The sequence below is a fragment of the Yersinia frederiksenii ATCC 33641 genome (assembly GCF_000754805.1).
In the GTDB taxonomy this organism is placed as follows: domain Bacteria; phylum Pseudomonadota; class Gammaproteobacteria; order Enterobacterales; family Enterobacteriaceae; genus Yersinia; species Yersinia frederiksenii.
This window is the reverse complement of the sequence record NZ_KN150731.1, coordinates 2,972,910-2,998,228: the sequence shown is the minus strand read 5'-3', so window position 1 is coordinate 2,998,228 and position 25,319 is coordinate 2,972,910. Positions and strand designations below refer to the sequence as shown.

Here is a 25,319-nt window from a genome sequence, read left to right as displayed (position 1 = left end):
GTCATTGGAGTTGCAGGTAGGCTACCACCGATGAGCTAACTCCCTGCAGCGTCAAGAACTAAGGGTTTATAATAAAATGAAGCGGAAAATGAGCCAATCAACCAATACCAGCCAGACCCAGGCTTGGCTGGAAAGCCTGCGGCCACGAACCCTGCCACTGGCTTTTGCCTCTATCGTTACCGGTTCAGCTCTGGCTGTCTGGCTCGATAGTTTTAAGCCCGCCGTCGCATTGCTCGCCCTATTAACTGCTGGCCTGCTGCAAATTCTGTCAAACCTTGCCAATGATTATGGTGATGCCATTAAGGGCAGTGATACCGAAGAGCGTATCGGGCCACTGCGCGGTATGCAAAAAGGGATGATTACTCGCCACCAGATGAAAGTCGCGCTGATCATCACTGTTAGCCTAACTATCATTTCTGGCATTGCGCTGATCGCCGTGGCCTGTGAAAAACCCAGCGATGTTTTAGGATTTTTACTGTTAGGGCTGATGGCTATTGTGGCAGCAATTACCTATACCGTGGGCAGTAAACCCTATGGTTACATGGGGTTGGGTGATATTTCCGTATTGGTATTCTTTGGCTGGTTAAGTGTTGCCGGGACTTACTATCTTCAGGCCGGGCACTTTGACAGCATCGTTATGCTCCCTGCCACCGCCTGTGGTTTACTGGCTACTGCCGTTTTAAATATTAATAATTTGCGCGATATCGAAAACGACGAAGCCAATGGTAAAAATACACTGGCCGTGCGTTTAGGTCCGGTCGTTGCCCGTTATTACCATGCCCTGTTAATCGCCGCAGCTATCTTCTGTTTGGCATTATTCAGCATGCTGAATCTGCATACTTGGCAGGGGTGGATTTTTATTCTGGCCGTTCCATTGCTGGTTAAACATGCCTTATTTGTCCTGCGTGAGCCGACAGCTGCAGGTATGCGCCCAATGCTTGAGCATATGGTTAAAGCCGCACTATTGACCAATATCCTATTTGCTGTCGGCCTGGTATTCAGTTAATCCCGCCACTCTTGTTCTCCGGGCGGTTGGTAATAAAACCCGCTCGGAGAAATTTAACAATTGATGATTTTGCCAACAGTAGCCAGAAAGGGATATACTTAACATCCCAGCCGCAACCAGACGTTAATCCTATGAAATATGATACTTCCGATCTCTGTGATATCTATCATGAAGAGGTAAATGTGGTAGAACCACTGTTCTCTAATTTTGGCGGACGTACTTCATTTGGTGGCGAGATAACCACTGTAAAATGTTTCGAAGATAATGGCTTATTGTTTGATCTGCTCGAAGAGAATGGTCTAGGTCGTGTTCTGGTTGTCGATGGCGGTGGCTCAGTGCGCCGTGCATTAATTAATGCTGAATTAGCTCGTCATGCATTGGAACACGAGTGGGAAGGCATTGTGGTTTACGGTGCTGTCCGCCAGGTTGATGAACTGGCCGAGTTGGATATCGGTATTCAGGCGATGGCCGCAATTCCAGTGGGTGCTGCAGATGAAGGCATTGGTGAGAGTGATATCCGCGTCAACTTTGGCGGTGTGACTTTCTTCTCTGGTGACCATTTGTACGCAGATAACACCGGGATTATCCTGTCTGAAGAACCTTTGGATATTGAATAATATCTATCTGACTCACTGACGAATAAGAAAGGGCGACATTGATCGCCCTTTTGCTTTTTACCCTAAGTAAGGGTACTTGAAGTCACTACGTTGCAAATTTCTTTAAATAACATAACGATATTATACAGCCAAAATAATTGGAGTTGCAGGTAGGCAGCCAACATACTCAAGTAAGTGATTCGGATGAGTACGCGCAGCTAACAACCCTGTGGCTTCAAGTATCAAGGGTGTAAGAAATCAGACTTCTTCCATCTTTCCCAACAAGGCCCGCAGACGATCCTGCCAAACATGCTGTTCTTGTTTCAGTTGCTCATTTTCGCGCACTAGCGCTTCACGGCCACCAGCTGCCTCCTGAACTTCTTGGGACAGAGTGTGATTTTTCTCTTTCAGCTCTTCAATTTCCATCTGTAACAGAGTGATGGTATCAATCGCCTGCTGAACTTTAACTTCCAATTTCTCAAATACTTCAAATGACATTCTTCGGTCCCCTTATAGTAGCAAGGCGTACATCTCTTGATCGCAGTCATCATTCTTAGCTTCAGCTACTGCATTAATCAAAACAGCAACGAGCAGATGAAACTGCTGTGAATACTTATCGCGCTTTATTTGTCGAACTATTGGCCTATCGGACTAATGTAACAAGCGCAGGTTTTAGCGCGTCCCTCAATTAAGGCGACGCCGCTTAATAAAAACGATGACCTTGTAAAGCGATTGTATGTAGCCAGCCCCCCCCTGTCTAGCGCCATACCGGCCCAAACCACACTCTGTAGCAATTTCTTGTCTGGAACTATCAGTAAAAACTGAAAAACTCTAATGACCAATCCTGTAAAGTTATACATGCTCTTAACAAGTGGGAATGAAAGTACTGGTCTGATCACACTTTCAAAGTACCTTAACAGCCGTGAATAACGCGAAATCGCTCATTTTTATGACGCACCACACACATTTTGATTTCGCTATTTCTCGTTTTTGCTCGTTAACGATAAATTTACATCACTCCCTTCGCAGTTCGAAGGGCAAAAATAAGAAATACCCTATAAATCTCTGTCTCTAGGACATCTACTATGAGCCAAACCGCTAGTTCGACCTTGAAGGGCCAATGTATCGCGGAATTTCTCGGTACTGCTCTACTCATCTTTTTTGGTGTGGGCTGTGTTGCTGCGTTGAAGTTGGCAGGCGCCAGTTTTGGGCAGTGGGAAATTAGTATCATTTGGGGCCTGGGTGTTGCCATGGCCATCTATCTAACAGCAGCAATTTCAGGTGCTCATCTTAATCCGGCAGTGACCATTGCATTGTGGTTATTTGCCTGCTTCGATCGCCGGAAAGTTATCCCCTACATCGTGGCGCAAATTGCAGGTGCATTTTGTGCAGCGGCATTAGTGTACGGCCTCTACTACAATCTGTTCGTCGATTTTGAACAAACTCATCAGATAGCTCGCGGCAGCGTCGAGAGTCTGAATCTGGCCGGTATCTTCTCTACTTATCCAAATCCACATATTTCTGTTTTCCAGGCTTTCCTGGTTGAAACCGTTATTACCGCTATTTTGATGTGCCTGATTCTGGCGCTGACTGACGATGGTAACGGCATTCCACGCGGCCCACTGGCACCGCTACTTATTGGTATTTTGATCGCTGTTATCGGTGGTTCAATGGGGCCACTCACAGGGTTTGCACTAAACCCGGCTCGTGACTTTGGTCCAAAACTCTTTGCTTACTTTGCAGGATGGGGCGAAATCGCCTTCACTGGTGGGCGGGATATTCCTTACTTCTTGGTACCAATCTTTGGGCCTATCGTCGGCGCACTGGTCGGTGCATTCGGCTATCGTGCTTTGATTGGTCGCCACTTGCCATGTGATGTGTGTGTTGTCGATGATGATGAAACCACGGTGACGACCACAGAACGCAAAGCGTAAATAATAGATACTTAAAAACGGCAACTTAAAAGTAGGCTAATTATGACAACTGAAAATACTACTCAAAAGAAATATATTGTCGCGCTTGACCAAGGAACCACCAGTTCCAGAGCAGTAGTGCTGGACCATGATGCCAATATCGTGAGTGTTTCACAGCGCGAGTTCACCCAAATTTACCCGAAAGCAGGTTGGGTTGAGCATGACCCAATGGAAATCTGGGCAACTCAAAGCTCAACACTGGTCGAAGTGCTGGCCAAAGCGGGTATCAGTTCTGATGAAATCGCCGGTATCGGTATTACCAACCAACGTGAAACGACCATTGTTTGGGATAAAGCGACCGGCAAGCCCGTGTATAACGCCATTGTCTGGCAATGTCGTCGTACCGCTGAAATCTGCGAAAAACTGAAAAAAGAAGGGCTGGAAGAGTATATCCGCCATAACACCGGTCTGGTAGTTGACCCTTACTTCTCTGGCACCAAAGTTAAATGGATCCTCGATAACGTAGAGGGCGCGCGTGATCGTGCTGAGCGCGGTGAGTTGCTGTTTGGTACCGTAGACACCTGGCTGGTGTGGAACATGACACAGGGCCGCGTACACGTTACGGATTACACCAACGCATCACGCACCATGATGTTTAACATCCGCACCAAAGAGTGGGATGAGCGCATGTTGAAGGCGCTGAATATTCCGCGCGCTATGCTGCCTGAAGTTCGCCCATCGTCTGAGATTTACGGCCAAACCAACATTGGCGGTAAAGGCGGCACTCGTATTCCAATCGCCGGTATCGCCGGTGACCAACAAGCGGCGCTGTTTGGTCAGTTGTGTGTACAACCGGGGATGGCGAAAAACACTTACGGTACTGGCTGTTTCTTGTTGATGAACACCGGGACTGAAGTGGTTCAATCCAAAAATGGCCTGTTAACCACCATTGCCTGTGGTCCGCGTGGCGAAGTGAACTATGCGCTGGAAGGGGCTGTGTTTATTGGCGGGGCATCGATTCAATGGCTACGTGATGAGCTGAAACTGATTAGCGACTCATTCGACTCTGAATATTTCGCCACGAAAGTTAAAGACAGCAATGGCGTATATGTGGTGCCAGCCTTCACCGGTCTGGGTGCCCCCTATTGGGACCCGTATGCCCGTGGCGCTATTTTTGGCCTGACCCGTGGTGTAAACAGCAACCATATTATCCGCGCGACACTTGAGTCTATTGCTTATCAAACTCGTGATGTATTGGATGCAATGCAAGCAGATTCAGGCGAACGCCTGAAAGCACTGCGTGTTGATGGTGGTGCAGTAGCGAACAACTTCCTGATGCAGTTCCAGGCCGATATTCTGGGAACTCGTGTTGAGCGCCCAGCAGTTCGTGAAAGTACCGCTCTGGGTGCTGCATTCCTTGCAGGTCTGGCGACAGGTTTCTGGAATGATCTGGACGAAGTACAGAGCAAGGCCACTATTGAGCGTGAATTCCGTCCAGGGATCGAAACCACTGAACGTGACTTCCGCTACAAAGGCTGGAAGAAAGCAGTGGCCCGCGCCCAAGCATGGGAAGAGCACGACGAGTAACGGTTCGCCTGTTTTATACTGAACGTCTCTTTTACCGCTAACGCGCTATCACTCCCCTGATGGCGCGTTTTTTATTTGTGCCCCCTCTGCTCATTCTTCAATGTGTTAGAATTCCCACTCATATCCCGTTCTTCCATTGTGCAATCAACAGGTCTAACCATGAAACGTGAATTAGCCATCGAGTTTTCCCGTGTCACTGAAGCTGCCGCACTGGCCGGTTATAAGTGGCTGGGTCGGGGCGATAAAAATGCTGCCGACGGCGCGGCTGTACGAGCCATGCGTATTATGCTTAATCAGGTCAATATTGATGGGCAGATTGTTATTGGTGAAGGTGAAATCGATGAAGCGCCGATGCTGTTTATCGGTGAACACGTCGGTACCGGTCAGGGTGATGCTGTTGATATCGCGGTTGACCCCATTGAAGGCACCCGCATGACCGCCATGGGCCAAGCCAATGCACTGGCCGTATTGGCCGTGGGAGACAAAGGCACATTTTTACATGCGCCGGATATGTATATGGAAAAGCTGGTGGTTGGCCCCGGTGCGAAAGGGGCCATTGATCTTAATTTGCCGCTGGAACTCAATCTGCGCAATATCGCCATCAAGCTGAATAAACCCTTGACCGATTTAACCGTTATCACACTGGCGAAGCCGCGCCATGACGGTATCATCGCCGAAATGCAGCAACTTGGGGTAAAAGTATTCGCTATTCCAGACGGTGATGTCGCAGCCTCGATTTTAACCTGTATGCCAGAAAGTGAAGTGGATGTGATGTATTGCATCGGTGGTGCGCCTGAAGGGGTGATTTCAGCGGCAGTGATCCGTGCACTGGATGGCGACATGCAAGGCCGTTTATTGCCGCGTCATCAAGTAAAAGGCGATAACGAAGACAACCGCCGTATCGGTGAGCAAGAATTAGTGCGCTGTAAATCCATGGGCATTGAGGCAGGCAAAGTATTATTGCTGGGTGATATGGCCCGTAATGACAATGTAATTTTCTCTGCCACCGGGATTACCAAAGGTGATTTGCTGGAAGGTATCTACCGCAAAGGGAACATGGCGACCACCGAGACACTGCTGATCCGCGGTAAATCCCGCACCATCCGCCGTATCCGCTCCACCCATTTCCTTGACCGCAAAGACCCGGCACTGCATGAATTCTTACTGTAATCCGGCTCAATAATATTGTTGGCATTAATTAAAGACGGGCACCACATTCAAGCAGTGCCCGTTTTTATCTGCGGATTTTTATCCATTAAACGCGATGTTCTTGCGGTTGCATCCGATGAGATAATGGCCACCAGCACAACAAAATCAGCACTGCCATAGCAAACATCAGCAGCCCCAAACTGAACTGCCCGGTTTGTGGCAACATGGCTGACAACCAAGTCGCTAAACCTGACCCGACATTCTGCAAGCCGCCGACCAAAGCCCCTGCGGCTCCGGCCAGATAAGGGAAAGGCTCCATAGCACCAGTGGTAGCAAGTGGGAACAACATCCCAGCGCCGAAGAAGAACAGCGCTGCCGGTATCACCAACGTCCATATATTCATAATGCCAAACCAACCGGGTATCCACATCATTAACCCAGCCAACAAACAGCTAATCACTGAGTGCCACATCAGGTTATGGAAGGTTTTGCCATCACGGCCGGCATACCATGCACCAAAGAATGCCGCAGGAATTGGCAGAATAAATAAAATACTGACCGTGACCCCACTCAACCCCAGAACCCCGCCCATCAACACGCCTGCACTGGCCTCAAATACGGCAATCCCTGCCAGCGCCCCAATCAGCATCACCAAATAACAGCTAAAAGCGCGGTCAGATAGCAACAAGCGGAAGCTGGCTAACATTCGCCGTTTTTCAGTTTGTTGTGGACGGGTTTCAGGCAACCAGCGGAACATACAAAATGCGACTCCACCACATAAAAACAGCAGAAATGCATAGCATGCGCGCCAACCAAACAGACTAGCCAACACGCCACCAATCACAGGAGCCATCAGTGGACTGACCAAAATCCCCATATTTAACATGCTATTGGCATAGCGCAGCGCCGTACCTGCATATAAATCCCGCGGCATGGTTCGCGCCATCACCCCCGCAACGCCGGTGCCCATTCCCTGCAAGGCACTGGCCGCCACCAGCATCGTCAAACTACCCGATAACCAGGCCCCTAATGCGCCCAGCATAAATATCATCATACCCGCCAAAATAACCGGGCGACGCCCAATCCGGTCTGAGAGTGGGCCGTAAATCAATTGCGAGAAGCCATAGGTCAGCAAGTATGCCGCCATCACGCGCTGTACCACACCAGTACGAACCGATAAATCACGGGCGATATCCGCGATAACCGGCACATAAATGGTTTGCGCCATTTGACCAACCGCAACCAACATGATCAACATAACCAGCAGGTGGAAATTTTCTATTTTTCTCATTATCTTAACTAATTGTTAGCCGGACTTCGTGCCACACTTAACCGCTAAAAAGCCGTATTTTGGGACACACCTCACTATTGGCGCATAAGCTAACAAATTCAGATTATTTAGCGAGCCAGCATGACATATTGCCAAGTAGCAAGCTGGCAGATAAAAACACCAAATACGTAAACTAAAGTGTCCAGATTAACAGATAGCACCAAGGAGCCAGGGGATAACATTTAATCGATAATACTTTCCAACCAGATCCCCTAAAATACCGTCTGCGTTTTTGGCATTACTGAATAACAGGGACCATCATTATGGCTGAATGGGTTAGTGGCAAGATTACTCACGTCGAACACTGGACCGACGCTTTGTTTAGTATTCGGGTCAATGCGCCCGTCGATCCCTTTACCGCTGGCCAATTTGCCAAGTTGGCATTAGACATTAATGGTGAGCGAGTGCAGCGGGCCTACTCCTACGTTAATGCGCCGAGCGACGATAATCTGGAGTTTTATCTGGTGACGGTCCCAGAGGGGAAGCTCAGCCCACGGCTGGACCAACTAACGGTGGGCAGCGAAGTGATGGTCACCAAACAGGCTGCAGGCTTTTTTGTGCTGGAAGAGATACCAGATTGCGATACGTTATGGATGCTGGCAACCGGCACCGCAATTGGGCCTTATTTGTCTATCTTGCAAGAAGGGCGCGATTTAGAGCGTTTCCAAAATATCGTGTTGGTTCATGCTGCTCGCTTTGCCCGTGATCTTAGTTATCTGCCACTCATGCAACAACTTGAGCAACGTTATAACGGCAAGCTGCGTATCCAGACGGTTGTCAGTCGTGAAGAATCCCCCGGCTCATTGACTGGTCGAGTTCCTGCGCTGATTGAGAATGGCTCACTCGAAGCGGCTGTCGGCTTAAAAATTGATGCACAAGATAGCCATGTAATGCTGTGCGGTAACCCGCAGATGGTGCGTGATACCCAGCAACTGCTGAAAGAACAACGTGAGATGCGTAAACATTTACGCCGTAAACCGGGGCATATGACCAGCGAACAGTATTGGTAACAAACCGTAAGGGCAACCCACAGTTGCCCATATTAAAGGGCGCAATGGCGCCCTTTTGTTTTACGATATGGCTGTCTTTTACTGTGTTTTCTTGGCAATAAACTTCACTGGCACCGCTTCTGGGCCAAAACGGTTATCGCCATCAGTACCCAGAAATGCTCCACAGTCGATAAACATCATGACCATGATAAGTGTGGGAATAAATCGGCCAACCCCCCATTGCCAGATAGGAGCTAACATCTGCCAGTTACCGGCCATCAGCATCCAGGCCAGTACGACCAATAGCGCCCACCAACCTGCTTTATTACGATCATGAAGTCGTTTGACCACCACTGCCGCCGTAGGCCACAGCAAAAAAACGAGAGCAAAAGCAGCGGTCTGAATGGGGATCCAATCCTTCCCTGCCAGAGTAAAAACAACCAGCATCGCCAATAGCCACAAGCCAATCCAGATCCAAAAATCTCGTCGCCCGATACGGCCTCTAAACGAGAAACACCATTGCTGTATTGTCATCGATGACTCAATCCATTTACCTGATATAATTTTGCCAAAGTGTAACCTAACACCCCAACTAACCTATAATCTTTGCAGTGAATTTTGACAATCACCATCGATTACCGCTTTAATCCCCCTATACACTTCGAACCACGGCGTAAGTCATGAGAAATGAAATAACCGCAATGCTGACAATACTGCTGCTGATAGCAACGGTTAGCCGCGCTCATGCCGATCCCACCGACGGCAGTGCTCAACCAACAGAAGAGACGCAGCCGACGGCCCCTTATTTGCTCTCCGGCGCACCCACTTTTGATTTAACACTGGTGAAATTTCGTGAGCGTTATAATCATGCCAACCCGACACTCTCCATCAGTGAGTTTCACGCTATTACCGTAAAAGATGATGCCTCGCCACTGACTCGTGCGGCCAGTAAGATTAATGAAAACCTTTATGCTTCAACTGCATTGGAGAAGGGCACCGGTAAGATCAAGACCATCCAGATTACTTACTTGCCGATTAAAGGAAATGAAGAGAAAGCCGCTCGACGAGCCGCTATCAATTACATGGCAGCGCTGATGCGCCAGTTTGAACCTACATTGACGGACGAACAAAGTATCGACAATGTGCAACAACTGCTAGCGCAAGGTAAAGGCTCATCTTTCTATGTCCATCCTGTCGGCGCAATTCGCTATGTTGTGGCAGACAACGGCGAAAAAGGGCTTACTTTCGCTGTTGAACCGATTAAGCTTTCGCTATCTGATACATAATCTCGCCGCAATTAATGACGAAAAGCAAAGCCATTGCCGCTAATCATCTCTATACTGTTGGACAGGTAAACTGCCTGTCGGGCAGTCATTATTATTGACCCTCGCGTCCCCTTGTTGGAGGAAGAAACATGCGTCATCCATTAGTTATGGGTAACTGGAAACTGAACGGTAGCACCCACATGGTTAATGAGCTTATCGCTGGCCTGCGTAAAGAACTGAGCACGGTTGAAGGTTGTGGCGTTGCTATTGCCCCACCTGCTATCTACCTGAGCCAAGCTAAACATGCGTTAGCGGGCAGCCGTATCGCTCTGGGCGCACAGAATGTTGATGTGAATCTGTCTGGCGCATTTACCGGCGAAACCTCTGCTGAAATGCTGAAAGATATTGGCGCGCAATACATCATTATTGGCCACTCTGAGCGTCGTACTTATCACAAAGAAAGTGATGAATTCATCGCGAAGAAATTCGGTGTGTTGAAAGAAGCGGGTCTGATCCCAGTATTGTGTATCGGTGAATCTGAAGCAGAAAACGAAGCGGGCCAAACTGAAGCTGTTTGCGCTAAACAACTGGATGCCGTGCTGAACACTCTGGGTGTAAAAGCATTCGAAGGCGCAGTTATCGCTTATGAGCCAATCTGGGCTATCGGTACCGGTAAATCAGCCACTCCAGCACAAGCTCAAGCGGTTCACAAATTTATCCGTGACCATATCGCTAAGCAAGATGCTGCTGTTGCTGCACAAGTTATCATTCAGTACGGCGGTTCTGTTAACGATAAGAATGCAGCAGAACTGTTCACCCAGCCGGATATCGACGGCGCGCTGGTTGGCGGTGCATCTCTGAAAGCAGATGCCTTCGCTGTTATCGTGAAAGCTGCTGCAAAAGCTAAAAAAGCTTAATTTTTGCTTTTAAGTGGCTTATAAAGCCGGGGTTATTGCTTCGGCTTTATATATATGTCTTTCGGCCTGCCTTTCCATACATCAATCCCTCCAGCCCCCACTGAACCGATGAATTTATTTATCTCAGCGCTCTTTTCTGCCATCTGATCCAAGTTACAGCTAAAATGCGTTCTCTTTTGAGTATCAAGAAAATGAATAACATTACTGTCTTTAAACTTAATTACATTACAACTATGCCCTTGTGTCGCACCCGGTAGCATACGCATTATTACTGGGCGGCGAATGGCGAGAAGAGTATTGAGTTCATCATTTTTTTCATAATGACTTAATTGATTGATCAATTCCTCCGTGGATATCCCTGTGTGGAGGCGTTTGACCATATTGGCAGCAATAGTGGCTTCTGGTAAATCAGCTACTGCAATCAATGGCATGTCGTTTTCTAATGAATCAATAACGGCGGTGGCGCAAGATACACAATTTTGCTGACCAAAACCATGAATCCCAAATAAAGCAAGTAACGCAGCTAAAGGCCGCAATAATAAAGGGGCTGTGCCATTGCGATTGACATTTTCTAACAAATAACTCTCAACATATTGATTTTTAATATTAATTTCCTTGCTCTCTACGTATTTACTTACATTACTTACGTAGTTGCTTAACTTTACACCAAGAGGATTCTTTTCATTTTCTACGGGTGGTTCATAGCTATCAAGACTACCCAAATATTCAGATCCTAATAATTCATATGAAATACCAACTGGCTCAACTATTTTGTACTCCGTCTGTATAGAATATCTATCCGGTAATTCGTCTAATAAAGGCTGTTTATCATCACTTTCAAGGATTGAATTTAAGCTGCTATTGCTATTACTGACTTGCATATCCCTCTCCCTATAAAATTATCAGTTCAATCAGTCGAGATAAATAAATAACGCATTTAGCTCTGTCTGCCGAATCAGGGAGTTCTTATCTATAAGAATGAGAGAAATAGTGAAAATAATGAGATTGTTGGTGTAATCAATAAAGATATTTAATTTGCAAAACAAACGCCCGTAAGCATTAACCTACGGGCCTGAGTTAACTACCTAATTAATTTTAACGCTTACTAATTTCATCAAAGACACCACCGGTAGCAAAATGCACCTGCTGTGCTTTAGTCCAACCACCAAACACTTCATCAATGGTAAACAACTTTAGTTGTGGGAATTCATTAGCAAACTTAGCGGCAACCGCTGGGTCACGTGGACGATAATAATTCTTGGCGGCAATCGTCTGGCCTTCAGGGGAATAGAGATATTTCAAATAAGCATCTGCGACTTCACGTGTACCGCGCTTATCGACCACTTTATCCACTACCGATACCGTCGGCTCAGCCAAAATAGAGACGCTTGGCGTGACAATCTCGAATTGGTCTTTACCCACTTCATTGACAGCCAACAGAGCTTCGTTTTCCCAGGCAATCAATACATCACCAATACCACGTTCAACAAAGGTATTGGTCGCACCACGCGCACCGGAATCCAATACTTCCACATTTTTGTACAGTGTTTTGACGAACTCTTGTGCCTTAGCCTGATCGTTATTGTTGTGCTCTAGCGCATAACCCCACGCCGCCAAATAATTCCAGCGCGCACCACCAGATGTTTTTGGATTCGGAGTAATAACCGAAACCCCCGGTTTCACTAAATCTGACCAGTCATGAATTTGCTTAGGATTCCCTTTACGTACCAGGAATACAATAGTTGAGGTATAAGGTGCGGAGTTATCCGGCAGACGTTTGATCCAGTTTTTATCAATACGACCACGCTCAGCAATAGCATCGACATCATAAGCCAGAGCCAGAGTCACAACATCAGCTTCAATACCATTAATAACCGAGGTCGCCTGCTTACCAGAACCGCCATGTGATTGACGCACGGTTACTTTATCGCCAGTCTGCTCTTGCCAATGCTTACTGAATGCTTGGTTATATGCTTGATAAAATTCACGTGTCGGATCATATGACACATTCAACAATTGAATATCTTTTGCTATGGCACCTGACGCCAGCAGCAGTAATGACAAACCTACACCCCATTTACGCATCGACCCGCTCCCCAGATTTGTTGTTAGTAACCTAATGTTATTAACCTAAATTCTAATCAACCCAATTGCTTGGCTTGATACAGAGCGTGCCAGAAACTTTTCAATCAATTAAAGAATAAAAAAGTTCTGATTATATCAATACGAAATATACCCGGTGATACCCAATAGCTTTCAAGGTACAGGAAAGTGGCAAATAAGAGAGTCCCGATGAGCTTACACAAGTCAGTGATTCGGGTGAACAGCAAGCTGCCAACACACCTGCAACTTGAGAGATGCCGGGCATAAATGCAAAAAGCCCCCGCGTGCGGAGGCTTTCTCTTCAGGCTATTGGCTGTTTTAGAACAGTTTTTTCGCCGTATCGTACCAATCTTCTTTAAATTTACTTTTCTTGTTCTCTGGTGCGATACAAACCGAGATTAATTCATGCACCATTTTCTCGTTCTGTACACCGACGCAGAAACCGCCCTGCTTATAGTCATGATCCTGTAATAGCAGGTCAACAGCATAAGCCCCCATACGGGATGCCAGAATACGGTCATATGCCACTGGAGCACCGCCGCGCTGGATATGACCTAACACGGTACCGCGGGTTTCACGGCCAGTTTCTTTCTCGATATATTTAGCCAGCTCGTCGATATCATCCAGTTTTTCAGTGATGGCAACGATAGCGTGTTTCTTGCCTTTAGCGATACCGGCTTTGATTTCGTCAACTAAATCATCACGTTTGAATTCAACTTCAGGGATAGCGATAAATTCACACCCCCCGGCAATGGCCGCCGCCAGAGTCAAATCACCGCAATAACGACCCATCACTTCAACGATAGAAATACGCTGATGTGAAGAGGAAGTATCACGTAAGCGGTCAATAGCTTCAACCACAGTACCCAATGCGGTGAAGAAACCGATGGTGTAGTCAGTACCGGCCACATCGTTATCGATGGTACCTGGTAAGCCGACGCAGTGAATACCCCCTTCTTTGGTCAGCAAATCTGCACCAGCATATGAACCGTCACCACCGATAACCACCAGGCCATCGATACCACGGTCTTTCATATTCTGCAGCGCAACTTTGCGTTTTTCTGGGTCACGGAATTCAGGGAAACGCGCAGAACCCAGGAAAGTACCGCCACGGTTAATCATATCGGACACGCTATAGCGATCCAGTTTTCTCATACGGTTTTCGTACAAGCCAAGATAGCCATCTTCAATACCGTAAACTTCCAATCCTGCTGACAAAGCGGCACGAACAACACCACGAATGGCTGCGTTCATACCAGGCGCGTCACCGCCGCTTGTGAGTACACCGATTTTCTTGACCATGACTACCTCTAAACTTGTAGATGCGATTTTTTAAAATTCTTTATTTGCCGATTATGTCTTGCACAGGTGAACAGTACAGAAAATCAGCTTTGTAAGCTTAATATCGAATATTATAGCAAAAACACCAAGCTGAATTGATTCAAGTCATGCCATTTGGCGGTATTTCCTTCATGACTTACCATTATGTAACCGCAGTTTACCTGCCATTAATGTAGCAATAATTGATGAAGAAATTATAACTCCCAATGTGCATGACGTTCTTTTGGCACCACAGAGCTGGGATCTTGATGGATAAGAACATCAGCACCGGGGAAACGGTGCAATAATGCTCGCTCAACCTGCTCGGCTAAAATATGCGCCTCCATCAGTGGCAGCATATCTTCCATTTCAAGATGAAGCTGAATAAAGCGAGTTGGCCCCGACTGGCGGGTACGTAAGTCATGGGCTCCAATCACACCCGGCCATGACATCACGATATCGATAATTTCCTGCCGCTCAACATCAGGTAATGCCCGGTCCAGTAGGGCTTGCACCGCCTCATATCCCATACGTAATGCGCTGTAGAGGATATAAACACCGATACCCAAGGCAAAGAGTGCATCCGCACGATGAAAACCATACCAACTCAATGCCAATGCAATAAGGATAGCACCATTCATCATTACATCAGATTGATAGTGCAACATATCGGCCCGAATAGCCTGACTGTGGGTTTTTCGTACCACCCAGCGCTGAAATGTGACTAATATCAGTGTACTGAATAATGCGACTAACGTTACCCAGATACCTATACTAGGATCTTGCAACGGCTCCGGTGAAGCTAAATGCTGGAAACCCGTCAAGAACAAGAATAATGCCGAACCAGAGATAAACATACTTTGCGCCAGTGCCGCCAAGGATTCGGCTTTACCATGACCAAAAGTATGTTCTTCATCCGCAGGCTGTAGAGAGTAGCGCACCACAAAAAGGTTTGTCAGAGAAGCCGTCAGGTCCACCAGCGAGTCAACTAACGCCGCCAACAAACTTACCGATCCGGTATGCCACCAGGCAAAAATTTTAATAATCAGTAAGGTTGATGCCAGCACAGTGGCACTCAGCGCAGCAGCTTTAACCAGTCGCGCATATTGCGGATCCATAACTCATCCCAAATGATATTTAAGGATGATTAGTATAACGGAAATGGACAAAAAAAAGCCCCGCCATCATGGCGGGGAAAGACAGGGATGGTGTCTATGGCAAGGAAAACAGGGTATTACTTGGTACTACTGGGTATTACTAGGTACTACTACTTCTGGGCAGAAGCGGGTTGTGCTGCTGGTGCTGGCACCTGCCGCATTTTCTCAATGCGCTGCTGGTGCTTTTGGTTCAGGGCAGCTTTTTGCTCTGGAGTGAGCAAGTTAAACATTTGGTTACGGACTTTGGCCATTTCGACCTGACGGTCAACTTGGTCTTTGGACATTTTCTCAGCTTGTGCTCTTACCGCAGCTTCGTCGAATTTATCGGCGGTAATCAGCTTGTGCATAGCTTCTCGGTCAGCTATATCCATACGAGGTTGGCCTTGACGAGACTGGCGCATTAAGTCGCGCATTTGCTGGCGCTGCTGTTCGGTCAGATTGACGCCATCAAACATGTTATGGTGGCCGCGACCATCTTTCTTGTTCATCATCATACCGTCACCGTGGCACCAGCCATCATTGGGCCCGGTCTTATCGACGGCGAAAGCGGCTTGAGAGCCGAGAACTAACATTGACGCCATGATTAACGTTGATACTTTAGTTACTTTGCGCATCATTAACTCCTGGGTTTCTATCTGCTAAGCGATTTACTGCTATGCGATTCAATGAGAAGCAGTCTATCGGTCTGGCTGCAAACTAGCGTCAGTGGGATGTAAAACTGGAGTCAGGGCATGTAAAGCTAAGTAAAGTCATGGAATACCGGCAATTGATAACGTATTTTGCGTCAAGAGGAGAAACAATCATGCATAAAATCCTATTAGTCGATGATGATCGTGAACTGACGTCGCTGTTGAAAGAATTACTGGAAATGGAAGGCTTTAATGTGGTGGTTGCTCACGATGGTGAGCAGGCATTAAACTTGCTAGACAACTCTATCGACTTGTTATTACTCGATATTATGATGCCACGTAAAAATGGTATCGAAACATTGAAAGAATTACGTCAGCACCACCAGACTCCCGTGATTATGCTTACTGCCCGTGGCAGCGAGCTGGATCGGGTACTTGGCCTGGAGTTGGGTGCCGATGATTATCTGGCAAAACCCTTTAATGACCGTGAGCTTGTCGCACGTATCCGTGCCATTTTGCGCCGCTCGAACTGGAGTGAGCAGCAACAAAATATCGACCAAGGTGCGCCAACACTGGAGGTTGATTGCCTGCAATTGAATCCGGGTCGTCAAGAGGCGAGCTTTGAAGGCCAGTCGCTAGAATTAACCGGTACTGAATTTACCTTGCTCTACCTGTTGGCCCAACATCTTGGTCAGGTGGTATCGCGAGAACATCTCAGCCAGGAAGTGCTGGGGAAACGATTGACACCTTTTGACCGTGCCATTGATATGCACATTTCAAACCTGCGCCGTAAGTTGCCGGACCGCAAAGACGGGTTACCTTGGTTTAAAACCCTGCGTGGCCGCGGGTATCTGATGGTTTCTGAAACATGATTAACAGTTTAACGGCGCGAATTTTTGCTATTTTCTGGTTTACCTTGGCACTGGTATTAATGCTGGTGCTGATGGTACCCAAGCTCGATTCGCGCCAAATGACGACCTTGCTCGAAAGTGAACAGCGTCAGGGAACGATGCTGGAACAACATATCGAAGCTGAGCTGGCAAGTGACCCGGCCAATGACCTTATGTGGTGGCGCAGGCTGTATCGCGCTATCGAAAAATGGGCACCGCCGGGCCAGCATTTAGTGTTAGTGACCACAGAGGGCCGCGTTATTGGTGCTCAACGTCACGAAATGCAGATTGTGCGCAATTTCATTGGCCAGTCAGATAACTCAGACCAGCCGAAAAAGAAAAAGTATGGCCGCATCGAGATGGTCGGCCCCTTCTCCATCCGTGATGGGGAAGATAACTATCAGCTCTATCTGATTCGCCCGGCTAGCAGCCCACAGTCTGATTTTATCAACCTGATGTTTGACCGGCCGCTACTATTATTGATTGCCACTATGTTGATCAGTGCTCCCCTGCTGTTATGGCTGGCATGGAGTCTGGCGAAACCGGCACGTAAACTGAAAAATGCCGCTGATGATGTGGCGCGGGGCAACCTGAAACCGCACCCAGAGCTGGAGTCCGGGCCACAAGAATTTTTGGCCACCGGGGCCAGTTTCAACCAGATGATCGGCGCTCTCGATAGGATGGTTGTTGCCCAACAACGGCTGATTTCTGATATTTCCCATGAACTACGTACCCCGCTGACTCGCCTGCAACTGGCCACCGCGCTAATGCGCCGCCGTCATGGTGAAGGGAAAGAGCTGGAACGTATCGAAATGGAAGCGCAGCGCTTAGATAGCATGATCAATGACTTACTGGTGCTATCTCGCAGTCAGCATAAAAGTGAGCTACACCGCGAGCCGATTAAAGCTAATGATTTGTGGTCTGATGTGCTGGAAAACGCGCAGTTCGAAGCCGATCAAATGGGTAAAACACTGGAGGTGACAGCTCCGCCGGGGCCATGGACGCTATTTGGCAATCCTGCGGCCCTCGACAGTGCGCTGGAGAATATCGTGCGTAATGCACTGCGTTATTCTCACCATCACATTGCCGTGGCATTCAGCTCGGATAATCAGGGCATTACTATCACTGTGGATGATGATGGCCCAGGTGTCAGCCCAGAAGATCGTGAACAGATATTCCGGCCATTCTACCGTACGGATGAAGCGCGTGATCGTGAATCCGGTGGAACCGGTTTGGGGTTAGCGATTGTCGAAACTGCGGTTAATCAGCACCGCGGATGGGTACGAGCCGAAGATAGCCCATTAGGGGGTTTGCGCCTGATCATCTGGTTGCCGCTGCACCCACTCAAATAGATACCCTTGCACTTGAAGCTGCAAGGTTGTTAGCTACGCGTACTTACCCGAATCACTTACTTGAGTAAGCTCATCGGGATGCGTTTTCTTGCTGCCCGATCAAGTTAGATCGGGCAGATCTCTGGCACTCAAACCCTCTTTTTCCAATAACAGTTTCTTGCGCTCAACGCCCCAACGATAACCTGACAATGATCCATCCTGACGAATGACCCGGTGGCAAGGAATAGCGACGGCCAATATATTGGCGGCACAAGCGCCAGCAACAGCACGTACGGCTTTTGGTGAGCCGACCTGCATCGCAATCTCGGCATAGCTGGCCGTCTTACCCACCGGTATTTCGCGCAATGCCTGCCATACCCGCTGCTGAAAAGCAGTTCCGCGAATATCCAATGGCAAATCAAGCCCAAGCTGAGGAGCTTCGACCAAACCCACGACTTGAGCAAACCATTGCTCAAACTCGGCATCACCACCAATTAGCTCGGCATGGGGAAATTTGTCCTGTAATTGCTGTACCAGCAGGAGTGGATCATCACCCAGCAAAATGGCACAGATTCCCAGTTCACTTTTCGCCACTAAAATGGCACCGAGAGAGCTCTCCCCAACGGCAAAATGCAGCCTGACATCACGGCCACCTTTGCGGTAGCGGGTCGGCGTCATTCCTAACAATTGATTCGATTGCTCATAAAAACGGCCATTAGAGTTATAACCGGCGTCAAAGATGGCATCAGTCACCGAACCTTGCCCCGCCAATTGTGTGCGGATTCGCGCACTTCGGGTTGCAGTGGCATACGCCTTGGGGGTGACCCCAGTGAAAGTTTTAAATAACCGATGGAAATGGAAAGCACTGAGGCCCAGCATTGCCGCCAGTTCCTCAAGCTTAAATGGCGTTTCGGCTTGCTCAATTAAACGGCATGCCTGGCTGATTTTTTCAGCGTGCTGCTGCTTTTGGGATAGCTCAGTTGGTCGACAGCGTTTGCAAGGCCGATAACCCGCAAGCTCGGCGGCATGGTTATCAGCAAAGAATTCAATATGTTCGGCTTTAGCCTGACGGGATGCACAAGAGGGTCGGCAATATACACCGGTCGTTTTCACCGCATAAACAAACTGACCATCAGCGGCCTTATCGCGATGGGTCACAGCGATAAAACGTGGGTCTTGTGCAGTGTCTAGACATCCTTTCGCTGATTTCATGATGAATACCTCTTTGATACTGACTGTGGCGACCAGTGTATAAAAGCGTCACTATTGGTGCTCTCCGCTCCTTGCGGTTAAATTTTTGTTTTACGGCTCAATCGCTGCACTGAGAGGAGGTTTCTGATATCCTGCGCCCCTTATTATTGGGGGACATATGCTTAATATCGTTTTATTTGAACCCGAAATCCCGCCGAATACCGGCAATATTATCCGGTTATGTGCCAATACCGGCTGCCAGCTCCACCTGATTAAACCTTTGGGTTTCACTTGGGACGACAAGCGCTTACGCCGTGCGGGTCTTGATTACCATGAGTTTGCTAACATTAAGCATCACCATGATTATCAAGCTTTTCTTGACAGTGAAAACCTTGATGGTGCGCAATCGACCGGCCCACAATCGGCCCGTTTATTTGCACTGACGACCAAAGGAACACCCGCTCACAGTGCCGTCAGCTATCAGGCCAATGACTATCTGCTGTTTGGCCCTGAAACCCGTGGTTTGCCACCCTTTGTGCTGGATGCATTACCGGCTCAACAAAAAATCAGAATTCCAATGCAAGCCGATAGCCGCAGCATGAATCTGTCAAATGCAGTATCGGTTGTGGTTTATGAAGCCTGGCGGCAATTGGGTTATCCGGGTGCGTTACTGAAAGAATAGCCAATATATGACAGCGGCAACATATTCGCTGCCCCATATAACATGTTTATCCCAAAGTAACAGTTTTATCCCCAAAGTAATTGGGGTTGCAGGTAGGCAGCAAGCAAACGTATCCCGATGAGCTTACATAAGTCAGTGATTCGGGTGAGTATGTGCCGCTAACACAGCTACAGCTTTAAGTACGAAGGGTACTATCAGATACCATCGCCGTACTCAAAACCGTGGCTCATCCCATTGAAATACTGGTCCATATCCAGCGACGGTTTGTCACTTTCTGGCTTGCCGACGATGCGAGCAGGAACACCGGCGGCGGTAGTGTGAGCTGGAACCGCTTGCAACACCACTGACCCGGCACCAATTTTGGCACCACGTCCAACTTCAATGTTTCCCAAGATTTTCGCGCCAGCGCCAATCATCACCCCTTCACGGATCTTAGGATGGCGATCACCACTGGTTTTGCCAGTCCCGCCCAAGGTCACGGATTGCAGGATGGAAACGTCATTTTCAACCACCGCAGTTTCACCAATCACGATACCGGTGGCGTGGTCCAACATGATGCCGCAACCAATGGTCGCCGCAGGGTGAATATCCACTCCGAAAGCGACAGAGACTTGATTTTGCAGGTAAATAGCCAGCGCTTTGCGATCTTGCGCCCACAACCAATGACCAATACGGTAGGCCTGTAAAGCATGGAAGCCCTTCAGGTACAGTAATGGCGTGGAATATTTGTCAACTGCGGGGTCACGCAACCGTACGGCCAGAATATCGCGCGCAGCAGAGACGATCATCTGTGCATCAGCACGATAAGCATCTTCAACCACTTCACGGATAGCAATAGCGGGCATGATAGGATTAGCTAACTTATTCGCCAGAATATAACTCAACGCGCTGCCTAAATTTTCATGCTTCAATAATGTCGCGTGAAAAAAACTTGCCAGCATCGGTTCACACTCTGCCAGTGCTCTCGCTTCTGATTTAATGCTACTCCAGACCAGCTCTAACTCTTCTGACGACATTGCATACTCCTGCCCATAAACAAGCCGCTTTGGGGAACGACCAAAGCAACTCATACCCAATGTCATTGGAGCTGCCACTCCCATGACATTGGGTATATCATTATTATTTTATTGCAGCTAACCAGCCCAACTTATCAGATACCGCTTTTCTCATCTTTTTTGGTCCGACCCAACAAGGTCAGAGCCGCTTCACGGGCATTCTTGTGGCAATACAACACCTGATAAATTTGTTCGGTTATTGGCATCTCGACACCATAGCGCTGCGCTAATGCCAGAACTTCCTTGGTATTGCGGTAACCTTCAACCACCTGACCAATTTTGTCCTGCGCTTCTTGTACGCCTAATCCCTGACCTAACATGATACCAAACCGACGGTTGCGGGATTGATTATCTGTGCAGGTTAGCACCAAATCACCTAACCCTGCCATGCCCATAAAGGTGGAGGAATCCGCACCTAATGCAGCACCCAGACGAGACATTTCAGCCAAGCCACGGGTTATCAAAGCAGTACGAGCATTGGCACCAAAACCAATGCCATCAGACATTCCGGCACCTATGGCAATCACGTTTTTAACCGCTCCCCCCAACTGCACCCCGATGAAATCAGGATTACTGTAAACCCGGAAGCTTTTGCCACAGTGCAATAACTGTTGTAGGTCTTCGCTAAATTGCACATCAGTTGATGCCAGCGCAATCGCAGTGGGTAGACCCGCAGCCAGCTCTTTGGCAAAGGTTGGGCCGGAAATCACCGCCAGTGGGATGGCCTCGCCCAACACTTCACGGGCCACATCTGCCAGTAAACGGCCAGTTTCTGCCTCAAGTCCTTTGGTTGCCCAAACAATGCGCGCATCTGGGCGTAAATGAGGTTTCAACTGGTTTAATACCGCCCCGAAGACATGGCTGGGTACGACCACCAGTACATCGCGACTGGCTGCCAGTGCGTGGGTAAGGTCAGTTTCCAGCAACAGAGTATCTGGGAAAGGAACATCGGGTAGGAAAGCTTGGTTACAACGGTCTTGTTGTAGAACCTGAATATGTTTAGGGTCATGACCCCATAACACAACTTTATGGCCATTACGCGCCAGCGTAATGGCCAAAGCGGTGCCGTAAGAGCCGGCACCGATTACAGTCATTGAAGCATGGGTGGTGTTCATCAGGCATCCTGACGTTGTTCAGCACCTTCGCCTTCACCTTCAGCCTGCTGTTGCAGATAGTTCATGAACAGGGCATCAAAGTTAACCGGTGCCAAATTCAGCTGTGGGAAAGTACCGCGAGAAACCAGACTAGTGATGCATTCGCGCGCATACGGGAACAGAATGTTCGGGCAGTATGCACCTAAGCAATGCGCCAGTTGGGTGCCTTCGATACCAGCAACAGAGAAGATACCACCCTGCTGAACTTCACACAGGAATGCAGTTTCTTCACCCAAAGAAGCCGTTACCGTCACACGCAGTACCACTTCATACACATCTTCAGCCAGCTGACTGGAAGCAGTATCAAGATCAAGTTTAACTTCTGGCTGCCAATCCTGCTGGAAAACCTGCGGAGCATTAGGTGCTTCGAAGGAGATATCTTTGGTGTAGATACGTTGGATCTGGAAAGCCATCTCGGTGTTGTTTTGTTCTGACATGTGTATAGATACCCTAAAGTTAGACGTCCTTATTAAACAGCACTGCCGCCGTGGGCTCTTTCCATTAATTTAATGGGACCCACTGACGAGTTAAAGCAGCGGGTCAAGCCCACTGCGCGCATCCAGGGCATGTAAATCATCACAGCCACCGATATGCTGCCCATCAATAAATACCTGAGGTACCGTCGTCCGCCCGCTACGAGCAATCATCTCTTCGCGTTTAGCCGGGTCATTATCAATTGCGATTTCATGGAAAGCCGCACCTTTGCTGCTCAACAGTGCTTTAGCACGATGGCAGTATGGGCAGGTTGCTTTGGTATAAATCTCAATTTTCGCCATGGGTACACCTCAGTTAAATTTATAATCTATTGATATAGCGAATTATTATAGCAATTACTTACCGCGCGCCAGTGGTAGATTCTCACCACTCCAGCCAGAGATACCTTCTTTCAAGGTAAACACTCGCTCAAAACCGGCTTTATTCAGGAGCTCAGCAGAAGCACGGGAAGTTGTCCCGGTGGCACAAACTACAATAATAGGCTGTGCTTTGTGCTTTTCCAACTCGCCCAGACTGCCGTTTTTGATATCACTTGGCAGCAAATTGATAGAACTGGCGATATGACCCTTGCGATAATCATCACGCGTGCGGATATCAACCACAACCGCATCTTCTTTGTTAATCAGACGAGTCGCTTCACCACGGGTAATCTCTTTCACTTTTGACAATGTGGTTTTAAAGCTGGTGAAAATTACGGCGACGAACAACGCCACCCAAGCCAGACTCAAAACTGGATGCAGGCTAATGAATTGCATAATTTCTTGCAACATGGGGGTAAAAACTCCCGTTAGTTAGGGGATAATATTCAAGGTGACAGAGTATACCTGCGCGTTGCGGCAAATACAGCCAATATGCAAGCGCTATTGCAGAAACTGCGAGCAATCTCGGGAAGTTTTATCACTGCTTTGATGATATTTCCCCAAAACCTCACCCCAATGTTGATCTCTTTGGGCTATTTTTAACCGGTTTTGTAGTAAATTACCGCCTTTCTACATAATAAAAAGGTTATGCAATGTCGAGCACTAAAAAACCACTGGTTCTCACTATTCTGGACGGCTACGGCCACCGTGAAGAACAACAGGATAACGCCATTCTGAATGCCAAAACGCCAGTTATGGACCGTTTATGGCAGCAACAGCCTCACACATTGATTGCCGCTTCCGGCCTGGATGTTGGTCTGCCTGATGGGCAGATGGGTAACTCTGAAGTAGGCCACGTCAATTTAGGTGCCGGCCGTATTGTTTATCAGGATTTGACTCGCCTCGACAAAGAAATCAAAGACGGTGACTTTTTCACGAACCCAACACTGACTGCCGCCATTGATAAAGCGGTTAAAGCAGGTAAAGCCGTCCATATCATGGGACTGTTGTCTGCCGGTGGTGTCCACAGCCACGAAGACCACATTCTGGCGATGGTTCAGTTGGCAGCCAAACGCGGCGCAACAGCAATTTATCTCCATGCTTTCCTCGATGGACGCGACACCCCGCCGCGTAGTGCTGAGTCATCACTGAAACGATTCACTGAGCAGTTTGCCAAACTGGGTAAAGGTCGCATCGCCTCTATCATTGGCCGCTACTATGCCATGGACCGCGATAATCGCTGGGATCGTGTACAGCTGGCTTATGACTTACTGACTCAAGCCAAAGGCGAGTTCACCGCTGATAACGCGGTGGCTGGGTTACAAGCCGCCTATGCCCGTGATGAAAATGACGAATTCGTTAGACCAACCGTGATTAAAGCAGCAGGTGAAGCTGATGCCGCCATGAACGATGGTGACGCATTAATCTTTATGAATTTCCGTGCTGACCGCGCCCGTCAAATCACTCGCACCTTTGTTAATAAAGATTTCGACGGTTTCAAACGCGATAAAGTGGTTAACTTCGGCGATTTCGTGATGCTGACTGAATATGCTGCGGATATTAAAGTCGCTTGTGCTTATCCACCAGCATCACTGACGAATACTTTCGGCGAGTGGCTGATGAAGCATGACAAAACTCAGCTTCGTATTTCTGAAACTGAAAAATATGCTCACGTCACTTTCTTCTACAACGGCGGTGTTGAAGAGCCATTTAAAGGTGAAGATCGCATTCTGATTAACTCACCGAAAGTGGCAACCTATGACTTGCAACCAGAAATGAGTTCCGCAGAATTGACGGAAAAACTGGTAGGCGCTATCACTAGCGGCAAATATGATGTGATCATTTGTAACTATCCAAATGGCGATATGGTCGGCCATACCGGCGATTATGATGCCGCAGTGAAAGCAGTAGAAACACTGGATAATTGCATTGAACAAGTGGTTGCCGCAGTGAAGGCTGTTGATGGCCAATTGTTGATAACCGCTGACCACGGCAATGCTGAGCAGATGCGCGACCCGGCAACCGGTCAGGCACACACCGCCCATACCAGCCTGCCTGTTCCGCTGATTTATGTCGGCAACAAAGAGGTTAAAGCGGTCGAAGGTGGCAAACTTTCAGATATCGCGCCAACCATGTTGTCACTAATGGAAATGGAAATCCCGCAAGAGATGACTGGTAAGCCGCTGTTCATCGTGGAATAA

26 protein-coding genes are annotated in these 25,319 nt (G+C 48.1%); 12 read left to right on the top strand and 14 right to left on the bottom strand.

What is annotated here, in order from left to right; genetic code table 11:
• Positions 1 to 88 precede the first annotated feature (88 nt).
• Both DJ58_RS08480 and rraA read left to right on the top strand, forming a co-directional pair.
• Positions 89 to 1,006, top strand: coding sequence for a 1,4-dihydroxy-2-naphthoate polyprenyltransferase (locus tag DJ58_RS08480; protein ID WP_032911476.1), 918 nt, complete (start codon positions 89 to 91; stop codon positions 1,004 to 1,006).
• 131 nt (positions 1,007 to 1,137) lie between these two features.
• Positions 1,138 to 1,623, top strand: coding sequence for a ribonuclease E activity regulator RraA (rraA, locus tag DJ58_RS08485; RefSeq protein ID WP_004710537.1), 486 nt, complete (start codon positions 1,138 to 1,140; stop codon positions 1,621 to 1,623).
• 237 nt (positions 1,624 to 1,860) lie between these two features.
• Here rraA and zapB read toward each other — a convergent pair whose 3' ends face one another.
• Positions 1,861 to 2,100 (bottom strand): cell division protein ZapB, encoded by a 240-nt coding sequence (gene zapB, locus DJ58_RS08490; protein WP_004710536.1) that lies wholly within the window; start codon positions 2,098 to 2,100, stop codon positions 1,861 to 1,863.
• Positions 2,101 to 2,687: 587 nt separating this feature from the next.
• On the opposite strand from zapB, the gene DJ58_RS08495 reads away from it, so the two are divergent.
• The 3 genes from DJ58_RS08495 to glpX all read left to right on the top strand — a co-directional run bounded on the left by DJ58_RS08495 (position 2,688) and on the right by glpX (position 6,272).
• Entirely contained in the window at positions 2,688 to 3,536 is an 849-nt protein-coding gene (locus tag DJ58_RS08495; RefSeq protein WP_004710534.1) for an MIP/aquaporin family protein, read from the top strand.
• A gap of 42 nt (positions 3,537 to 3,578) precedes the next feature.
• Positions 3,579 to 5,102, top strand: coding sequence for a glycerol kinase GlpK (gene glpK / locus DJ58_RS08500; protein ID WP_004710532.1), 1,524 nt, complete (start codon positions 3,579 to 3,581; stop codon positions 5,100 to 5,102).
• Positions 5,103 to 5,261: 159 nt separating this feature from the next.
• Positions 5,262 to 6,272, top strand: a complete 1,011-nt coding sequence (gene glpX / locus DJ58_RS08505; protein ID WP_004710530.1) for a class II fructose-bisphosphatase — start codon at positions 5,262 to 5,264, stop codon at positions 6,270 to 6,272.
• A gap of 85 nt (positions 6,273 to 6,357) precedes the next feature.
• On the opposite strand, the gene emrD is transcribed toward glpX, so the two are convergent.
• Positions 6,358 to 7,542 carry a multidrug efflux MFS transporter EmrD gene (gene emrD / locus DJ58_RS08510; RefSeq protein WP_004710528.1) on the bottom strand — a complete coding sequence of 395 codons (1,185 nt, stop codon included), beginning with the start codon at positions 7,540 to 7,542 and terminating at the stop codon, positions 6,358 to 6,360.
• A 302-nt stretch (positions 7,543 to 7,844) separates the two neighbouring features.
• Between emrD and fpr the strand changes: the two genes are divergently transcribed.
• Entirely contained in the window at positions 7,845 to 8,591 is a 747-nt protein-coding gene (gene fpr / locus DJ58_RS08515) for a ferredoxin--NADP(+) reductase (protein ID WP_004710524.1), read from the top strand.
• Positions 8,592 to 8,669: 78 nt separating this feature from the next.
• On the opposite strand, the gene DJ58_RS08520 is transcribed toward fpr, so the two are convergent.
• A complete protein-coding gene (locus DJ58_RS08520) occupies positions 8,670 to 9,104 on the bottom strand; it encodes a DUF805 domain-containing protein (protein ID WP_004710522.1) in 435 nt (144 codons plus the stop codon).
• Positions 9,105 to 9,250: 146 nt separating this feature from the next.
• Here DJ58_RS08520 and DJ58_RS08525 point away from each other — a divergent pair, with 146 nt between their 5' ends.
• A complete protein-coding gene (locus DJ58_RS08525; protein ID WP_004710521.1) occupies positions 9,251 to 9,856 on the top strand; it encodes a DUF1454 family protein in 606 nt (201 codons plus the stop codon).
• 128 nt (positions 9,857 to 9,984) lie between these two features.
• Complete coding sequence (tpiA, locus tag DJ58_RS08530) at positions 9,985 to 10,752, top strand: triose-phosphate isomerase (RefSeq protein ID WP_004710520.1); 768 nt, start codon at positions 9,985 to 9,987, stop codon at positions 10,750 to 10,752.
• Between the two features lie 32 nt (positions 10,753 to 10,784).
• Here tpiA and DJ58_RS08535 read toward each other — a convergent pair whose 3' ends face one another.
• The 5 genes from DJ58_RS08535 to cpxP all read right to left on the bottom strand — a co-directional run bounded on the left by DJ58_RS08535 (position 10,785) and on the right by cpxP (position 15,946).
• Positions 10,785 to 11,633, bottom strand: a complete 849-nt coding sequence (locus tag DJ58_RS08535; RefSeq protein WP_004710518.1) for a hypothetical protein — start codon at positions 11,631 to 11,633, stop codon at positions 10,785 to 10,787.
• A 214-nt stretch (positions 11,634 to 11,847) separates the two neighbouring features.
• Positions 11,848 to 12,837, bottom strand: a complete 990-nt coding sequence (locus tag DJ58_RS08540) for a sulfate ABC transporter substrate-binding protein (RefSeq protein ID WP_004710514.1) — start codon at positions 12,835 to 12,837, stop codon at positions 11,848 to 11,850.
• 336 nt (positions 12,838 to 13,173) lie between these two features.
• A complete protein-coding gene (gene pfkA / locus DJ58_RS08545) occupies positions 13,174 to 14,157 on the bottom strand; it encodes a 6-phosphofructokinase (protein WP_032911474.1) in 984 nt (327 codons plus the stop codon).
• 233 nt (positions 14,158 to 14,390) lie between these two features.
• Positions 14,391 to 15,293, bottom strand: coding sequence for a CDF family cation-efflux transporter FieF (gene fieF, locus DJ58_RS08550; RefSeq protein WP_004710511.1), 903 nt, complete (start codon positions 15,291 to 15,293; stop codon positions 14,391 to 14,393).
• Between the two features lie 149 nt (positions 15,294 to 15,442).
• Positions 15,443 to 15,946, bottom strand: coding sequence for a cell-envelope stress modulator CpxP (gene cpxP / locus DJ58_RS08555; RefSeq protein ID WP_032911472.1), 504 nt, complete (start codon positions 15,944 to 15,946; stop codon positions 15,443 to 15,445).
• Positions 15,947 to 16,134: 188 nt separating this feature from the next.
• Between cpxP and cpxR the strand changes: the two genes are divergently transcribed.
• Both cpxR and cpxA read left to right on the top strand, forming a co-directional pair.
• Positions 16,135 to 16,833, top strand: a complete 699-nt coding sequence (cpxR, locus tag DJ58_RS08560; RefSeq protein WP_004710507.1) for an envelope stress response regulator transcription factor CpxR — start codon at positions 16,135 to 16,137, stop codon at positions 16,831 to 16,833.
• On the top strand, positions 16,830 to 18,203 hold the full coding sequence (cpxA, locus tag DJ58_RS08565) for an envelope stress sensor histidine kinase CpxA (RefSeq protein ID WP_032911471.1): 1,374 nt from the start codon (positions 16,830 to 16,832) through the stop codon (positions 18,201 to 18,203). The genes cpxR and cpxA overlap by 4 nt, the downstream gene beginning before the upstream one ends.
• A gap of 99 nt (positions 18,204 to 18,302) precedes the next feature.
• Here the strand turns inward: cpxA and ada are convergent, their stop codons facing one another.
• A complete protein-coding gene (gene ada / locus DJ58_RS08570) occupies positions 18,303 to 19,394 on the bottom strand; it encodes a bifunctional DNA-binding transcriptional regulator/O6-methylguanine-DNA methyltransferase Ada (protein WP_004710503.1) in 1,092 nt (363 codons plus the stop codon).
• Positions 19,395 to 19,551: 157 nt separating this feature from the next.
• Between ada and trmL the strand changes: the two genes are divergently transcribed.
• Positions 19,552 to 20,055, top strand: a complete 504-nt coding sequence (trmL, locus tag DJ58_RS08575; protein ID WP_004710502.1) for a tRNA (uridine(34)/cytosine(34)/5-carboxymethylaminomethyluridine(34)-2'-O)-methyltransferase TrmL — start codon at positions 19,552 to 19,554, stop codon at positions 20,053 to 20,055.
• Positions 20,056 to 20,249: 194 nt separating this feature from the next.
• Here trmL and cysE read toward each other — a convergent pair whose 3' ends face one another.
• The 5 genes from cysE to DJ58_RS08600 all read right to left on the bottom strand — a co-directional run bounded on the left by cysE (position 20,250) and on the right by DJ58_RS08600 (position 23,529).
• Positions 20,250 to 21,071, bottom strand: coding sequence for a serine O-acetyltransferase (cysE, locus tag DJ58_RS08580; RefSeq protein ID WP_032911470.1), 822 nt, complete (start codon positions 21,069 to 21,071; stop codon positions 20,250 to 20,252).
• A gap of 134 nt (positions 21,072 to 21,205) precedes the next feature.
• Positions 21,206 to 22,225: an NAD(P)H-dependent glycerol-3-phosphate dehydrogenase gene (gpsA, locus tag DJ58_RS08585; RefSeq protein WP_004710499.1), complete on the bottom strand. Its 1,020-nt coding sequence runs from the start codon at positions 22,223 to 22,225 to the stop codon at positions 21,206 to 21,208.
• Positions 22,225 to 22,701 (bottom strand): protein-export chaperone SecB, encoded by a 477-nt coding sequence (gene secB / locus DJ58_RS08590; RefSeq protein WP_032911469.1) that lies wholly within the window; start codon positions 22,699 to 22,701, stop codon positions 22,225 to 22,227. The genes gpsA and secB overlap by 1 nt, the downstream gene beginning before the upstream one ends.
• A 90-nt stretch (positions 22,702 to 22,791) precedes the next feature.
• Complete coding sequence (gene grxC / locus DJ58_RS08595) at positions 22,792 to 23,040, bottom strand: glutaredoxin 3 (protein WP_004710497.1); 249 nt, start codon at positions 23,038 to 23,040, stop codon at positions 22,792 to 22,794.
• A 54-nt stretch (positions 23,041 to 23,094) separates the two neighbouring features.
• The gene (locus DJ58_RS08600; protein WP_004710496.1) at positions 23,095 to 23,529 is read right to left on the bottom strand and encodes a rhodanese-like domain-containing protein; all 435 of its coding nucleotides are present in this window, start codon (positions 23,527 to 23,529) and stop codon (positions 23,095 to 23,097) included.
• 242 nt (positions 23,530 to 23,771) lie between these two features.
• Between DJ58_RS08600 and gpmM the strand changes: the two genes are divergently transcribed.
• Positions 23,772 to 25,319: a 2,3-bisphosphoglycerate-independent phosphoglycerate mutase gene (gene gpmM / locus DJ58_RS08605; RefSeq protein WP_004710494.1), complete on the top strand. Its 1,548-nt coding sequence runs from the start codon at positions 23,772 to 23,774 to the stop codon at positions 25,317 to 25,319.

Excerpts from the sequence above, each read along its gene's own strand:
- DJ58_RS08480 (WP_032911476.1), top strand. The coding sequence starts at position 89 with ATGAGCCAATCAACCAATACCAGCCAGACCCAGGCTTGGCTGGAAAGC.
- rraA (WP_004710537.1), top strand. The coding sequence starts at position 1,138 with ATGAAATATGATACTTCCGATCTCTGTGATATCTATCATGAAGAGGTA.
- zapB (WP_004710536.1), bottom strand. The coding sequence starts at position 2,100 with ATGTCATTTGAAGTATTTGAGAAATTGGAAGTTAAAGTTCAGCAGGCG.
- DJ58_RS08495 (WP_004710534.1), top strand. The coding sequence starts at position 2,688 with ATGAGCCAAACCGCTAGTTCGACCTTGAAGGGCCAATGTATCGCGGAA.
- glpK (WP_004710532.1), top strand. The coding sequence starts at position 3,579 with ATGACAACTGAAAATACTACTCAAAAGAAATATATTGTCGCGCTTGAC.
- glpX (WP_004710530.1), top strand. The coding sequence starts at position 5,262 with ATGAAACGTGAATTAGCCATCGAGTTTTCCCGTGTCACTGAAGCTGCC.
- emrD (WP_004710528.1), bottom strand. The coding sequence starts at position 7,542 with ATGAGAAAAATAGAAAATTTCCACCTGCTGGTTATGTTGATCATGTTG.
- fpr (WP_004710524.1), top strand. The coding sequence starts at position 7,845 with ATGGCTGAATGGGTTAGTGGCAAGATTACTCACGTCGAACACTGGACC.
- DJ58_RS08520 (WP_004710522.1), bottom strand. The coding sequence starts at position 9,104 with ATGACAATACAGCAATGGTGTTTCTCGTTTAGAGGCCGTATCGGGCGA.
- DJ58_RS08525 (WP_004710521.1), top strand. The coding sequence starts at position 9,251 with ATGAGAAATGAAATAACCGCAATGCTGACAATACTGCTGCTGATAGCA.
- tpiA (WP_004710520.1), top strand. The coding sequence starts at position 9,985 with ATGCGTCATCCATTAGTTATGGGTAACTGGAAACTGAACGGTAGCACC.
- DJ58_RS08535 (WP_004710518.1), bottom strand. The coding sequence starts at position 11,633 with ATGCAAGTCAGTAATAGCAATAGCAGCTTAAATTCAATCCTTGAAAGT.
- DJ58_RS08540 (WP_004710514.1), bottom strand. The coding sequence starts at position 12,837 with ATGCGTAAATGGGGTGTAGGTTTGTCATTACTGCTGCTGGCGTCAGGT.
- pfkA (WP_032911474.1), bottom strand. The coding sequence starts at position 14,157 with ATGGTCAAGAAAATCGGTGTACTCACAAGCGGCGGTGACGCGCCTGGT.
- fieF (WP_004710511.1), bottom strand. The coding sequence starts at position 15,293 with ATGGATCCGCAATATGCGCGACTGGTTAAAGCTGCTGCGCTGAGTGCC.
- cpxP (WP_032911472.1), bottom strand. The coding sequence starts at position 15,946 with ATGCGCAAAGTAACTAAAGTATCAACGTTAATCATGGCGTCAATGTTA.
- cpxR (WP_004710507.1), top strand. The coding sequence starts at position 16,135 with ATGCATAAAATCCTATTAGTCGATGATGATCGTGAACTGACGTCGCTG.
- cpxA (WP_032911471.1), top strand. The coding sequence starts at position 16,830 with ATGATTAACAGTTTAACGGCGCGAATTTTTGCTATTTTCTGGTTTACC.
- ada (WP_004710503.1), bottom strand. The coding sequence starts at position 19,394 with ATGAAATCAGCGAAAGGATGTCTAGACACTGCACAAGACCCACGTTTT.
- trmL (WP_004710502.1), top strand. The coding sequence starts at position 19,552 with ATGCTTAATATCGTTTTATTTGAACCCGAAATCCCGCCGAATACCGGC.
- cysE (WP_032911470.1), bottom strand. The coding sequence starts at position 21,071 with ATGTCGTCAGAAGAGTTAGAGCTGGTCTGGAGTAGCATTAAATCAGAA.
- gpsA (WP_004710499.1), bottom strand. The coding sequence starts at position 22,225 with ATGAACACCACCCATGCTTCAATGACTGTAATCGGTGCCGGCTCTTAC.
- secB (WP_032911469.1), bottom strand. The coding sequence starts at position 22,701 with ATGTCAGAACAAAACAACACCGAGATGGCTTTCCAGATCCAACGTATC.
- grxC (WP_004710497.1), bottom strand. The coding sequence starts at position 23,040 with ATGGCGAAAATTGAGATTTATACCAAAGCAACCTGCCCATACTGCCAT.
- DJ58_RS08600 (WP_004710496.1), bottom strand. The coding sequence starts at position 23,529 with ATGTTGCAAGAAATTATGCAATTCATTAGCCTGCATCCAGTTTTGAGT.
- gpmM (WP_004710494.1), top strand. The coding sequence starts at position 23,772 with ATGTCGAGCACTAAAAAACCACTGGTTCTCACTATTCTGGACGGCTAC.